Raw genomic sequence first — 13704 nt, forward strand, 5'->3', positions numbered from 1 at the left:
CTATGGCACGATTAAATGTAAAACCAACTCGGATGGAGCTTAATATTCTCAAAGAGCGCCTCAAGACAGCAACCCGGGGGCACAAGTTGCTCAAGGATAAGCGGGATGAACTCATGCGCCGCTTTATTGAAGCTGTGCGTGAGAATAATCGTCTGCGTCAAAAGGTGGAGGCAGCGCTGGTAGGCAATATGCAAGATTTCGTGATGGCCAAGTCCTTAGAGAGCGACCTCATGGTAGAAGAAATCTTCGCCGTTCCCACTCGAGAAGTGATGCTCCATATCGAGGAAGAAAATGTCATGAGTGTGCGCGTGCCCAAGCTCCATGCCCGTATCGATAATCCATACGGAGATGATGAAGGGGACGTGGTTTATAGCTATCTCGCCTCTAACAGTCAAATGGACAGCACCATCCAAGAAATGGGGGATCTCCTCCCAGATTTGCTCAAGTTAGCGGAAATCGAAAAAAGCTGCCAACTCATGGCAGATGAAATCGAGAAAACCCGCCGTCGAGTGAACGGACTGGAGTATGCGACCATCCCAGACCTCAAAGAGACTATCTATTATATCGAAATGAAACTCGAAGAAGCCGAACGCGCCAACCTCGTCAGAATCATGAAGGTAAAATAAGATACAAAGCCGTTAAGCAACTCAAAGGAAAATAGGGAGTAGGACAGAAGCACTGTTGTATAGAATGCTTCGTTGTCCTGCCCCCACAAGGCTGATTAGGATTTTTCCGAGCTCTTAAAGCGAGAGAAAAATCCAATCAGCTACTGTGCCTTTGAAGTTAGTACTATTACAGTTTGCGTTTTTCACCCAGCTTTTCAGTCGAGTTCAATTGCTTTATAAATACAAGAACCTCATCAAGAAATCATTCCTAGATGAGGTTTTTTTGCACCCTCTCACTCTTCTTCCACTACCCTATTTTTATGTTACTAGTTTGTAACAATGTGACAAGAAAGACGAAATGTTACAAGAAAAATACAGTTTTGTTAAATAGCCAAAAAGGCCTTTTATTATTTTTAAATTGTGATAAGATAGTATAGTAGTTCATTTGTTCAAGAAAATCTTGAGCAAAAAACAAAGAAAAAAGAGGATAAAAGATGAAATTAAAAGTTAATACGAAGGCCTTGATCGCTTCAACAGTAGCTCTTGCAGTGATTCCATTTACAAAAGCCACTGCAGAAACACTTGAAGATTGGGTAGCTCGCTCAGTAGATGAAATCAAACATGATATCCAACAAAGTGGTGACAACCAACAAACGTATACCATCAAATATGGTGATACATTGAGTTCGATCGCAGAAGCGCTTGGAATCGATGTTCATGTGTTGGCAAACTTGAACAACATCAGCAACATGGACTTGATCTACCCAGGTACTGTTTTGAAAACAACAGTAAATGATCAAAAAGAAGTAACTTCAGTTGAAATCCAAACTCCTCAAGCAGGTGCAACAGATGCAACCGTTGCAAGTGCTGACTTGACAACAAACCAAGTGACAGTTGACGACCAAACAGTCGCTGTGAACGACTTGTCAAAACCAGTAAACGAAGATAACAAAGCGGTTCCAGTTGCTCCAGCAGCAGAAACTCAAGAAGCTCCAGTAGTTGCTGTCCCAGGAGCAGAAACACCAGCTCAACCTGCTGTTCCAGAAACACCGAACTACGGTGCTCCAGCTGTTAATGTTGAAACTCAAAACCCAGAAGCAGCAGCTTCCCCTCAATCTGCTCCAGCCCCAGCAGCACCTGCTGAAACACCAGCTGCGGAAGAAGCACCTGCTGAAACAACACCAGCTCCAGCAGAGGAAGCTCCAGCACAAACTGCAGCAGTAGAAACTGCTGCTGCCCCTGAAGTACAACCAGTAGCATCAACTCCAGCAAGTGGAAATACGATTCCAACTGATTCAAACCTTCAACCACAAGCAGAAGCTTTCCGTCAAGAAATCGCTGCGAAATTCGGTATCACAAACATTGGTGGTTACCGTGAAGGGGATCCAGACGATCATGGTCAAGGACTTGCAGTGGACGTAATGGTCCCAACCAGTTCACAACTCGGGGATCAAGTTGCCCAATATGCGATTGACAACATGGACCGTGCAGGTATTTCATATGTTATCTGGAAACAACAATTCTACATGCCAGTAGACAACATTTACGGACCAGCTAACACTTGGAACCAAATGCCAGACCGCGGTGGAGATACAGCAAACCACTATGATCACGTGCATATTTCATTTAACGGATAATAAAACTTCGAACTAGGACTAGCTCCTAGTTCTTTTTTGTGTACAAAAAAGCCGGAAGACGAATCTTCCAGCCGGACGATGCTTATAAAATATGATCGACTTTTTCCACCTGATAAAGGGCAATCGCCATGATAATGGTTAAGACCAGTAGCATGAGGATAGCTGGTGTCCAAGAGTGGAAGAGAGATTTGCTGTAGCCGAAGAGGATGGGACCAAAAGCAGCAAAGATGTAGCCTCCTGTTTGGGCAAGACCAGAAAGTTGAGCTGTCTTTTCAGGTGTACTGGATTTCATGGAGAAAGCGACCATGAGGTAAGGAAAGAGCGAACTAACGGAACTTCCTATCAGGGCATTGATAACGAGCCAGTAGAAGAAGTTGCTGGTTGGGATTAAGAGCATGGCTACCCCTAAAATTCCTGCTCCGACAACAATGGCAAGTATCAAGCGTCGATTGCGATCGGATAACCGTGTAGTTAAACTTGGGATCGTCAAGGAGAATGGGAGACTGATCAAGGTGAACACGGAGGCAAGTAGTCCAGATTCAACCTTTGAAAGGCCAGCTTGAACAGCCATGGTCGGAAGCCAAGTCATACTTGTGTAGAAAAGTAGTGACTGCAAGCCTCCAAAAATCATGATAGCCCAGACATATTTATTAGTATACCACTTGCTACTAGATTCCGTAGTAGCAGCCTTTTTGAGCCGGTGGTTGTAGCGAAGGTTAGGAATCCAGATGACCAAAGCAAGAGCGCACAAGGCAGTCAAAAGAGTCACTAGACCTTGCCAAGAAGTGGCTTTGGTAATAGGAACCGCTACAGAAGAGGCGATCGCTGTGGACATCCCCATAGAGGTGATGTAGAGAGTTGTTAGCACACCGAGTTGCTTAGGCCGATTGGCCTGAATCAAGCTTGGAAGCAGAACATTGAGAAAGGCAATACTTGCTCCAATTAAGATGGTTCCCAGATAGAGAAAGGGAAGATTGATAATCCGAATGGCAGATCCGATCATCATTGCGATCAAGACAAGAAAGAAGAGGCGCTCAATTCCTAATTTTTGAGCAAACTGAATCGCAAAAGGTGAGAAAATGGCAAAGGTAAGAAGGGGCAAGCTAGTCAATAGTCCCAGAGAGCTCACATCAACCCCCAAACCAGCTGCGATGTCAGACAAGACCGTCGGAAGTGTAGTAAATGGTGTTCGTAAAACAATCCCAAGCATAATGATGCCCGGGACGAATAACATAGAATGTGTTTTTTTCATAAATCCTCCTCAGACAAAAATTCTCTTCATTATAACATAGATTGAGCACAAATTGGAGTAACAATACAAATGAAGGAGAAGGATCGTAGTTCTCACTTCCATAGAAAAAGCCACCGGTTTTGGTGGCTCTTATAGGGAGATTATTATGAAAAATTTTAGGATTTTCTATCAAACAAAGTTAGGAGGTCTTCATTTGATGGCTTTATTATAAGGTGGTTTGCTTAAAGAAAACTTAAGAAAAGGCGCTGATCGAAAGAATCGGTCTGAAGTCTGAGAAAATACATTAGCCAGCATCCAAAACAGGATGCGTTTTTTATTTAAAATAATAAAGATCGTAGTTCTTACTAGCGTTCGAACTACATCAACGTACCTAAACTCATAAACGTTCGAAAAGAGAATAAGGATCGTAGTTTTCGCTTCGCTCAAACTGCGTCAACGTACCTAAGCTCACTAACGTTCACTAAGGTACATAGAGAAAAGGCCACCGGTTTTGGTGGCTCTTATAGGGAGATTATTATGAAAAAGTTTAGGATTTTCTATCAAACAAAGTTAGGAGGTCTTCATTTGATGGTTTTATTATAAGGCTGATTTCTTAAAGAAAACTTAAGAAAAGACGCTGTTTATAAGAATCGGTCTTAGGTCTGATATTTTTTTACAACAGAAACTATTTAGATTTTTTTCTAAATAGAGTTGACAAAACCATATTCCAGATATACAATCTATTTAGAAAGATTTCTAAATAGAATAGAGGAGATAGAGAATGAATTTTGCGCAAACATTTAAAGCTTTATCGAATCCGATAAGAAGAAGTATCTTAGAACTGCTAAAGGCGGGGAAATTATCTGCGGGAGATATCGCTGGCCACTTTTATGTAGCAGGAGCGACCATTTCTCATCATTTAAGCCTCCTCAAGCAGGCAGATTTAATTCGAGAGGAAAAAGAGAAGAATTTTATCTACTATGAACTCAATACTTCTGTCTTGGAGGATTTAATGGTCTGGCTCGTTGATTTGAAAGGAGACTCTACTGATGAAAACGAATAAAAAACTATTGCTATTGACTTCTATGGTGATCCTTTTCCCCATGCTTTGGGGGCTGATGATTTGGTCGCAATTGCCTAACCAAATCCCGATTCACTTCAATTTTGCTGGCCAGGCCAATAACTTCCAATCGAAACCCCTGGTTGTGTTTGGTCTTCCTATTTTCGATCTCATGGTGCATCTGTTTGTGATCTTTATGATCGGACGTGATCCTAAGAATAGCGCTATGAATGAAAAAATGATCAGAGCGATTTACTGGTTGACCCCAATCGTTTCCTTAAGTACCTCCTATCTCATCTATAGCAAAGCGCTAGGTTCTACTACCAATCCATCTGTTTTTGTTTCGGCTTTGCTAGGGCTCATCTTTGTGATCATGGGCAACTACATGCCTAAGCTAAAAGTGAATCACACGGTTGGAATCCGTCTGCCTTGGACCTTGCAGAGTGAAGATAACTGGCACAAAACCCATCGCTTGGCAGGGAAATTGTGGGTCCTCGGAGGTTTGATCCTCCTACTTGAAGCAGGTATTCAATTCGCGCTGTCTTATGTACTGGTGCTGGTCATCCTCACCATTGTCCTTATCCCTGTGATGTACTCTTATCAGTTAAGTCGGAAAAATCGTTAGTATAAAAAACAACCAGAGAAGAAGCAGTCGTGAACGGTTTCTTTTCCGGTTGTTTTTGTGCTTGTATAGAATTTATGGTTATATTAAATACGCAATTTATCAAGGAAATAAAAGATGTGATATTCTTTAAAATATAGTTCATACATTATATTTTAGCTATATTAAAGTTTTATTTTGTTAAGATCAAAATTTTAATAAAAAATAAACCTACTTGAATTGTTCTGACAAACTTGAAAGCTTATTTGATTAAAACTCCATAACTCTACTAGGGTGTTTACACAAAATTATTGACAGTATCAAATAAAATCAGATAGATTGAACTAAATGATTACCCAGAAGTAACTTTCATAATTCTTTTCACACTATCATCTTTGTCAACTAGAAGGCAATCTGGAAAAGTCATCTGCTTCCATTTTTTATAATCAAAATTTGGATCAAAATGATTGATTAAGATTCCTAGCAAATTTCCATGAGAACTCAGTAAAATGGTTTTATCTGAATACCTTTCTTCTAAATCCTGCAATAAATCTAAGATTCTCATTAATGCTTCTTGATTAGATTCACCTCCAATAAGTGATTTATCTGGATTTTGCCATAAATATTGAATCGTTTCTTCAAACTCAGAATCTTCAATAAATCTTGAAGATAATTTTCTTTCACGCAAACGATCATCAAGCACTATCTTATCAAATTGTACAGGAGAACTATTTACTGTCTCAAAAGCTCGCTTATAAGGACTAGAAAAATAGTAATCAATATTAAAAGAATTCAAAAACTCCAATTGCTTTAGAGATACAAATCCTTCTTCCGATAAAGTTCTATTAAAATCATCACTCGAAAATCTCGAATGAGCATGTCTAAGTAAAATATAAGAATTGTTCATGAATTATAATTACGCTGAAAATACATATAAGGAGGAAAGTTGTTTTATAAGCTCATATTATCTTACTTAACTATTAATTGTCAAGTAGATTCATTCATTTTACTCACCCCCCCACCCAATGGGCAGGTTTTATCTGTTTTATTCAGCTAAATTAAGCTCTCAAAAAAGCTGATGAAATATAAATTCATCAGCTTTTTTGAGAGCTTAATTTGACTATTAGCTTATGTTGATAGTTAGATTTTTATTCAGAGCAAGTGCAATTTTGCTCATTGTTTCAATGCTTGTGTTATTTCCACGTTCAATGCGAGCAATGGTAGACTGTGGGACATGAGATAGGGAAGCTAGCTCTCTTTGGGTGAGACCTGCTGTTTGTCGTGCGTCATAAACTGCAATAGCACTTTCCAAAATAGCTTTTTCAGTTAAAAACCCTTCTTTAAATTTATTGTCTGCTAGTTCGTTTTCTAAAAAATCATCAAATTTAATTGTGGTCATGGTTGTTGTCCTCAAATTCTTTCTTTAAATCCTTAGCGTGTTTTATCTCACTCTGGGGTGTTTTTTGTGTTTTTTTGGTAAAGCCATGGGTGATGATATAGCGTTCATTGATAACATGAAAATAAAGTGCCCTTTGAATGTTAGAAGCAACCTTTGAGCGGATTTCAAAGATGTCGTCATCTAGCTTTTTCACCCATTCCATACGTTGAGCAACTAAAAGACCATGCTCTTGTATAGTGGCGATAGTTGCCAGTAATTTTTGTTTGTCTTTAATTGGTATAGTTTGTAAAAATTCTAGGAACTCGGTGTGTCCATTTAACCGAGTATAAAACTCAAATTTTGGCTTTTTCATTGTACCTCCATGATAGCATATATTGTTCTTTTCTTCAAGAATAATGGTGTGAACTTTATCCAAATGCTATGCTACAATCATATAGTCATTATGTATTTTTTATTCTTAATCTTAGTTTTGGTTGTGAAAATAGTAGTAAATTTATTCCATCTATTGACGGTTGAGATAAACTCTAAGTGACATATATGTATGCCAAAGGAACATTTTGGGTATTTCTTGTAATTTTAGATGAATTTCTATATTAGGATAGTATTGTATCATGTTGTTAAAAAATTGAAAAGATAAATATCATAGATTCGATTTGGTATAATAGTAATTGAAATTGATGTGCAGTAATTTTTGTTTAACTTGAGAATTGTTTTATAAGTTAGAATGGGATCATAATGTCGAAAATCACATTTCATGATAAAAACATGATAAAAAAATTTTTTAATGAGGGTGGATATGTTCTAGATTTTTCAAATCGTACTTTTGATAAATTTACTTATCACTCCATTGGTGTAAAAATTCAGGAAAAGTACGGTTTGTCAAAAGGAAAGTCATTTGAAGCATATATAGATGAAGCTCTTGATAACGATATTATTAAGTTGGTAAGGGATTTACTAACTTATTATGATGACCTTCCAGATAGTAGTTCTGAAAAGACTGATATTAAGAATAAACAAGCAGAGAAGTTAAAAGAAATGCTAAATTCCTATGCCCATATGGGGAAAGAAATAATAAAAACTGACGAGTCCTTTCTCACTAAAGGTGGCTTTGCTGAAATTTATTTACAAAAACATTCTCAACGGATTGTGAAAAAGTTGAAAAATGAATATAAACAGAACTCTGCTCTAAAAAGTCGCTTTAAAAGAGAGTTTGAAATTATGCAGTCTCTATCGCAAGTAAATGGGATTATTAAAGTTTATGAATTCGATGAGTCAGAGTTTAGCTATACGATGGAGAAAGCTGATTTTACTTTAAATGATTATATTGTAAATAATGAATTAAAATTAAACCAAATATTTAATCTGTTGTTTCAAATATTGACAATAATGGCTGATGTTCATTCTCGAGGTATCTATCATAGAGATTTGAGTCCAAGCAATATTTTTCTATGTGATGGGCTTATAAAGATATCTGATTTTGGATTGGCTAAAGATTCTACTGTCAATCATTCTCATTTGACTATGAACACAAATAATTATGGGCAGTTTTATTATTGTGCGCCAGAACAGATAACTGGTCTAAAAAATGCAACTAAAATGAGTGATGTCTATTCATTAGGAAAGGTGGTTAATTTTTGTTTAACTGGAAACCCAACTAACGAAAAACATGTTCTACGAACTTTTGTTCAAAAAGCCACCTCTTATCAACCAGAATTAAGGTTTAGAGATGCAGGGGAAATGCTTGAACAACTAAGTTATCACCTGCGAATTTTTCATCAAAAGGATTCAAAGCAGAAAATATTAAAAAAAATTCAACAGAGAGAATATGATGAAACAATAACGATATATCTTAATAATATTTCGAATGTGGATTTGTGTCGGGAACTTATTGACATAGGAGAGAATTACAAATTGGCTTGCATTAAATTTATGAAAATAAGCCCAGAAAATGCACTATTCTTGATTCAAAAACTTTTTCCATCATTAAAAGAAGTTGCAACCTCTTTTTCTTCAAATGATATTTTTGCATCTCTTGCATTTGATGTATTAAAAGATGAACATTTTGATTACTTGAGTAAAGAAATGGCTGCAAGGATGTTATATTATGTAGCTCGGGAAGTAAATCGTTTCTATGCCCAGAGGCTTATAGAGGACTTGAAACATAGTTCTATCGAACCAATGTTAGAAAATATTTTAGATGGTGAGTAATTATGTAGATTTGGCTTAAGTTGGGAATAAGATCTTGAAAAGGAATAATGTTTAGTGTACAAAGTGTTGATTTTGCTTTTGTATGTAATAACTCCTTTGATGACTTTGAGGTTATACCATATGATGAACCGATAACATATACTCGAAGTGGAGAAGCATTCAAAAATTATTCTAATGGAGAGCGTAAATACATAAATGCGATTATAAGAACTTTATATAGGATTTTAACTCCTGGTAAACCATTTAAAGGTTTAATAAAGTCAAGAAAATCCCCTCTAAATTTTGAAAGAATAATTCATGTCTTATCAGAAACCGATGTAAAAGAGTTAAAGATAATTTGGGAATGATATCTCCAGATGGTGTGGACTTTTGGTAAAATTCTAGCTCAATTAGTGTATTTTAAGGTTAAAATTCACACCATTCAGATGAAATTAGTTGAAATTGAATGAAGTAACGCTTTCAGAAAAGTCTAAAAGCACTTGATATTAAAGGCTTTTGAGATTTATTTAAACAAAAGTTGTTCAAACCAGGTCATACGATTTGTAAGAAAAAGAACACATAACAAAAAGAGGAGCTTCACACTAAAGTTCCTCTTCTTTTTAATCTCCGAATCATTATTCTTATTTCAAAAAAAGGTAGTGATTGAACTGAAATATACTGCATTTGGCAAAAAGAAAAAGTCGTTGAAATTGATTTTCAACGACTTTTTAAACTCAATTATTTAACTTCTGTAAACACAACGTGTTTGCGAAGTTTTGGTGAGTATTTCTTCAATTGAAGACGGTCTGGAGTGTTACGTTTGTTTTTAGAAGTAAGGTACAAGCGTTCACCAGATTCTTTGTGTTCAAGTGTAATATTTACGCGCATGGTATCTCCCTTCTATTATTCAGCTGATGCAGCTTTAGCGATCTTACGTCCTTTGTAGTATCCTTTAAGTGATACACGGTGTGAACGTGAGTAATCTCCAGTTGCTTCGTCAAAGTTTACAGATGGAGCTGTTACTTTGTAGTGCGTACGACGTTTGTTTTTCTTCGCTTTTGATGTGCGACGTGCAGGTACTGCCATTTCGTTATTCTCCTTTTAAGATATAAATTCAATTAGGTTTGATTTTCATCAACTTTAACAGTATAACAAAACTTTTTTGTAAAGTAAAGTTACTTGACAAAAAAATTGAAATTTTTGGAAAAACTTACTTCTCCATAGTTGATCTTAAAGTTTGGATCTGCCTTTGGGACTTCTTTTATGCTATAATGGTAAAAAATGAAACGAGAGGAATGACATGACAGAATTAGACAAACGCCATCGTAGTAGTGTCTACGATAGCATGGTAAAATCTCCCAACCGTGCCATGCTTCGCGCGACGGGAATGACCGATGAAAGCTTTGAGAAACCGATTGTCGGAGTGATTTCGACATGGGCGGAAAATACCCCTTGTAACATCCACCTCCACGATTTTGGAAAATTGGCCAAAGAAGGTGTGAAAGATGCAGGTGCTTGGCCGGTTCAATTCGGAACCATTACGGTTGCGGACGGGATCGCTATGGGGACTCCAGGAATGCGCTTCTCCTTGACGTCTCGCGACATCATTGCGGATTCTATCGAAGCAGCGATGGGTGGTCACAACGTGGATGCTTTTGTGGCCATCGGGGGCTGTGATAAGAACATGCCTGGTTCGATGATTGCCATTGCCAATATGGATATCCCTGCGATCTTTGCCTACGGTGGGACCATTGCCCCAGGGAATCTCGATGGAAAAGATATCGACTTGGTTTCTGTTTTCGAAGGAATCGGGAAATGGAACCATGGTGATATGACCGCTGAAGAAGTGAAACAACTGGAATGTAACGCCTGCCCTGGCCCTGGTGGCTGTGGTGGGATGTATACGGCCAATACCATGGCGACAGCGATCGAGGTCCTTGGTATGAGCTTACCAGGTTCCTCTTCTCACCCTGCTGAATCAGCGGATAAGAAGGCCGATATCGAAGAAGCAGGTCGTGCTGTTGTCAAGATGCTGGAAATGGGACTCAAACCATCAGATATCTTGACCCGTGAAGCCTTTGAAGATGCGATTACAGTGACCATGGCGCTCGGTGGTTCCACCAATGCCACTCTGCACTTGCTTGCGATCGCTCATGCGGCCAATGTAGACTTGACCCTTGAAGACTTCAACGATTTCCAAGAGCGCGTGCCTCACTTGGCGGACTTGAAGCCTTCAGGGAAATATGTCTTCCAAGACCTTTATAATGTTGGTGGTGTGCCAGCCGTCATGAAATACCTTCTTAAGAATGGTTTTCTTCACGGGGATCGCATCACATGTACTGGTAAAACGGTGGCTGAAAACTTAGAAGCCTTTGCTGATTTGACACCAGGTCAAAAAGTTATCATGCCACTTGAAAATCCAAAACGTGCGGATGGTCCATTGATCATCCTGAAAGGGAACTTGGCTCCAGAAGGGGCGGTTGCCAAAGTATCAGGTGTCAAGGTCCGTAACATCACGGGCCCTGCTAAGGTCTTTGACTCAGAAGAAGCTGCCATTGAAGCCGTTCTTTCGGATGAAATTGTGGATGGCGACGTTGTCGTTGTCCGCTTCGTAGGTCCTAAGGGTGGTCCTGGTATGCCAGAAATGCTATCCTTGTCATCTATGATCGTTGGGAAAGGTCAAGGGGACAAGGTGGCCCTCTTGACAGACGGACGCTTCTCTGGTGGCACTTATGGTCTCGTTGTTGGACATATCGCGCCTGAAGCTCAGGTCGGTGGCCCAATCGCCTACCTCCACACAGGGGATCTGGTGACAGTTGACCAAGATACCAAAGAAATCACCATGCATGTCTCAGACGAAGAATTGGCGAAACGGAAGGCTGAGACAACCTTGCCACCACTCTATAGCCGTGGGGTTCTGGGTAAATATGCCCACATCGTTTCTTCAGCATCACGTGGTGCTGTAACCGACTTCTGGAATATGGAACAGTCTGGTAAACAGTAATTGGATGGACGACTTTGTCCAAAGAGAGAGTGGGACAGAAATCGGTAATTCGTTAGAATTCGATTTCGTCGTCCCACCTCCGCACAGTTGAGTAGGGCTGTAAAAGCTGATGAAATCAGTGTAGTAGAGCCCACTCAACCACTGCGTCTTGCTCGACAATCCAAAAACAATTGAGAGGCTAGGACTTTTGTCCCAGCCTCTTTTTTGCCTCAAAGTCGCTATTTTTAACCCTGTCGCTGAAGCGTATGAATATTACTTTTTGGGGGATTTGAGTGTATTATCTGTTATTTTTCTTGTAAATCCGTCTATAATTTGCTATAATTGTGACTAATCGAATCAATCCTTTAATACTGTCCAGAGAGGCAGGCAAGGAGCTATGGAAATGAAAGGCCTGGGAAGACCAGCCTATATTTTGTGTATCTCCTTGTTGTGGGGGATTTTTTTGTATAGTTGAAAAGTGGTTTGATAAAAAAGAAACCGTCGATGATGGAAGCAGGGAGTCCATCCTTACGATTTGGTCATCGAAGATAGACGTTTTTGTTCAGCCATAGCTTGTCGCATCTTAATTTTAGGAGGTTTTTACGATCGTGAATGACGTTAAATATGATGTGAATGATATGCCAAAACCTGGTTTATTGGTTGGTTTATCTTTCCAGCATTTGTTTGCCATGTTTGGGGCGACAGTGCTGGTGCCGATTTTGGTTGGGATTGATCCTGCCATTGCTTTGTTCTCATCTGGTTTGGGGACCTTGGCTCACTTGACAGTGACCAAGTATAAGATTCCTGCTTATATGGGGTCTAGTTTTGCTTATATTGCTGCTATGCAGATGCTGATGAAGTCAGATGGAATCGCAGCAGTTGCGCAAGGTGCTATGGCGGGTGGCTTGGTCTACTTGTTTGTAGCTCTGATTGTTAAGCATGCGGGTAAAGATTGGATTAATAAGGTCCTTCCACCAATCGTGGTTGGTCCCATTATCATGGTAATTGGTTTGAGTCTTGCGGCGAATGCAGTCACTGATGCGACAACCTTAAATAAAAGCTATAGCGGTTATGCTCTATTGATTTCGATGGTGACCCTCTTTGCGGTCATCCTATTTAACATGTATGGCAAGAAGATTGTCGGTGTCGTCCCAATTTTACTTGGATTAATTGTGGGCTATATTTTCTCATTGGCTCTTGGTTTGATGACAGGACATAGTTTTGTCAATTTCTCAGAGGTAAGTGCGGCGCATTGGATTCAAGTTCCAAACTTTGACATTCCATTTGTGGATTATAGCTTTAAGCTCTATCCAAGTGCGATTTTGACCATGGCTCCGATTGCCTTTGTGACCATGACGGAACATTTTGGGCACCTCATGGTTTTAAATAGTTTGACTGAGCGTGATTACTTTAAGGATCCAGGGCTTGACCATACGCTTACTGGTGATGGCTTGGCACAGATTATTGCCGGATTCTTTGGAGCTCCTCCGGTAACTTCTTATGGGGAAAACATTGGGGTTATGGCCCTTAGTAAGGTCTACTCAGTTTACGTTATTTCAGGCGCAGCAGTGATTGCGGTTGTCATGAGCTTTATTGGGAAGCTATCAGCACTCTTGCACTCTATTCCAACTCCTGTATTGGGAGGGTTGTCTATTGCCCTCTTTGGGGTGATCGCTGCTAGCGGTTTGAAAATTTTAGTTGAACATAAGATTGATTTTGATAATAAAAAGAATCTCTTGATTGCTAGTGTGATCTTGGTATCAGGGATCGGTGGTTTGATGATTGACCTCGGTGGTCTTCAAATCACGGGTGTCGCAACGTCAACCATTCTTGGGATTGTGTTGTATCAAATTCTTCCAGAACCAAAAGCTGACGAGGCTTAGTACATTCTGGTAGTGAAAAAGTTTTAATGGATTCAATCATCATAAAAAAACGAGGAACAGACTCTGGTGGTAGAGCTGGTGTTCCTCGTTTTTTATTGTGGATCGGATTTCCGAAGAG

The 13704-nt window shown here is 39.3% G+C and carries 14 protein-coding genes; 8 read left to right on the top strand and 6 right to left on the bottom strand.

The window, feature by feature from the left end; all coding sequences use genetic code 11:
• Positions 1-2: 2 nt before the first annotated feature.
• Together O3626_RS05050 and O3626_RS05055 are read left to right on the top strand one after the other, a co-directional pair.
• Positions 3-626, top strand: coding sequence for a V-type ATP synthase subunit D (locus tag O3626_RS05050; protein WP_003002380.1), 624 nt, complete (start codon positions 3-5; stop codon positions 624-626).
• A gap of 473 nt (positions 627-1099) precedes the next feature.
• On the top strand, positions 1100-2242 hold the full coding sequence (locus O3626_RS05055; RefSeq protein ID WP_371495643.1) for a LysM peptidoglycan-binding domain-containing protein: 1143 nt from the start codon (positions 1100-1102) through the stop codon (positions 2240-2242).
• An 82-nt stretch (positions 2243-2324) separates the two neighbouring features.
• On the opposite strand, the gene O3626_RS05060 is transcribed toward O3626_RS05055, so the two are convergent.
• Positions 2325-3494, bottom strand: a complete 1170-nt coding sequence (locus tag O3626_RS05060) for a CynX/NimT family MFS transporter (RefSeq protein WP_371495645.1) — start codon at positions 3492-3494, stop codon at positions 2325-2327.
• A gap of 760 nt (positions 3495-4254) precedes the next feature.
• Between O3626_RS05060 and O3626_RS05065 the strand changes: the two genes are divergently transcribed.
• A complete protein-coding gene (locus tag O3626_RS05065) occupies positions 4255-4536 on the top strand; it encodes an autorepressor SdpR family transcription factor (RefSeq protein ID WP_371495647.1) in 282 nt (93 codons plus the stop codon).
• Positions 4523-5158 (top strand): SdpI family protein, encoded by a 636-nt coding sequence (locus O3626_RS05070; protein ID WP_371495649.1) that lies wholly within the window; start codon positions 4523-4525, stop codon positions 5156-5158. Before O3626_RS05065 ends, O3626_RS05070 begins: the two co-directional genes overlap by 14 nt.
• A gap of 328 nt (positions 5159-5486) precedes the next feature.
• On the opposite strand, the gene O3626_RS05075 is transcribed toward O3626_RS05070, so the two are convergent.
• The 3 genes from O3626_RS05075 to O3626_RS05085 form a co-directional block, all read right to left on the bottom strand.
• Positions 5487-6041 carry a histidine phosphatase family protein gene (locus tag O3626_RS05075; protein WP_135782884.1) on the bottom strand — a complete coding sequence of 185 codons (555 nt, stop codon included), beginning with the start codon at positions 6039-6041 and terminating at the stop codon, positions 5487-5489.
• A 216-nt stretch (positions 6042-6257) separates the two neighbouring features.
• Positions 6258-6533 (bottom strand): helix-turn-helix transcriptional regulator, encoded by a 276-nt coding sequence (locus O3626_RS05080; protein ID WP_135782885.1) that lies wholly within the window; start codon positions 6531-6533, stop codon positions 6258-6260.
• Entirely contained in the window at positions 6520-6885 is a 366-nt protein-coding gene (locus O3626_RS05085; RefSeq protein ID WP_061597416.1) for a type II toxin-antitoxin system RelE/ParE family toxin, read from the bottom strand. The genes O3626_RS05080 and O3626_RS05085 overlap by 14 nt, the downstream gene beginning before the upstream one ends.
• A gap of 413 nt (positions 6886-7298) precedes the next feature.
• Here O3626_RS05085 and O3626_RS05090 point away from each other — a divergent pair, with 413 nt between their 5' ends.
• Together O3626_RS05090 and O3626_RS05095 are read left to right on the top strand one after the other, a co-directional pair.
• Positions 7299-8741 carry a serine/threonine-protein kinase gene (locus O3626_RS05090; RefSeq protein ID WP_262407533.1) on the top strand — a complete coding sequence of 481 codons (1443 nt, stop codon included), beginning with the start codon at positions 7299-7301 and terminating at the stop codon, positions 8739-8741.
• A 47-nt stretch (positions 8742-8788) separates the two neighbouring features.
• Positions 8789-9088 (top strand): hypothetical protein, encoded by a 300-nt coding sequence (locus O3626_RS05095; RefSeq protein ID WP_135782887.1) that lies wholly within the window; start codon positions 8789-8791, stop codon positions 9086-9088.
• A 370-nt stretch (positions 9089-9458) separates the two neighbouring features.
• Here O3626_RS05095 and rpmG read toward each other — a convergent pair whose 3' ends face one another.
• Both rpmG and rpmF read right to left on the bottom strand, forming a co-directional pair.
• A complete protein-coding gene (gene rpmG / locus O3626_RS05100; RefSeq protein WP_001265622.1) occupies positions 9459-9608 on the bottom strand; it encodes a 50S ribosomal protein L33 in 150 nt (49 codons plus the stop codon).
• A gap of 15 nt (positions 9609-9623) precedes the next feature.
• Positions 9624-9806: a 50S ribosomal protein L32 gene (rpmF, locus tag O3626_RS05105; protein ID WP_003009516.1), complete on the bottom strand. Its 183-nt coding sequence runs from the start codon at positions 9804-9806 to the stop codon at positions 9624-9626.
• 214 nt (positions 9807-10020) lie between these two features.
• Here rpmF and ilvD point away from each other — a divergent pair, with 214 nt between their 5' ends.
• The gene (gene ilvD, locus O3626_RS05110; protein ID WP_023920149.1) at positions 10021-11724 is read left to right on the top strand and encodes a dihydroxy-acid dehydratase; all 1704 of its coding nucleotides are present in this window, start codon (positions 10021-10023) and stop codon (positions 11722-11724) included.
• 587 nt (positions 11725-12311) lie between these two features.
• Positions 12312-13586 (top strand): uracil-xanthine permease family protein, encoded by a 1275-nt coding sequence (locus tag O3626_RS05115; RefSeq protein WP_049522925.1) that lies wholly within the window; start codon positions 12312-12314, stop codon positions 13584-13586.
• Positions 13587-13704 lie beyond the last annotated feature (118 nt).

It is taken from the genome of Streptococcus sp. 20925_1_77, assembly GCF_041432125.1.
Lineage (GTDB): Bacteria > Bacillota > Bacilli > Lactobacillales > Streptococcaceae > Streptococcus.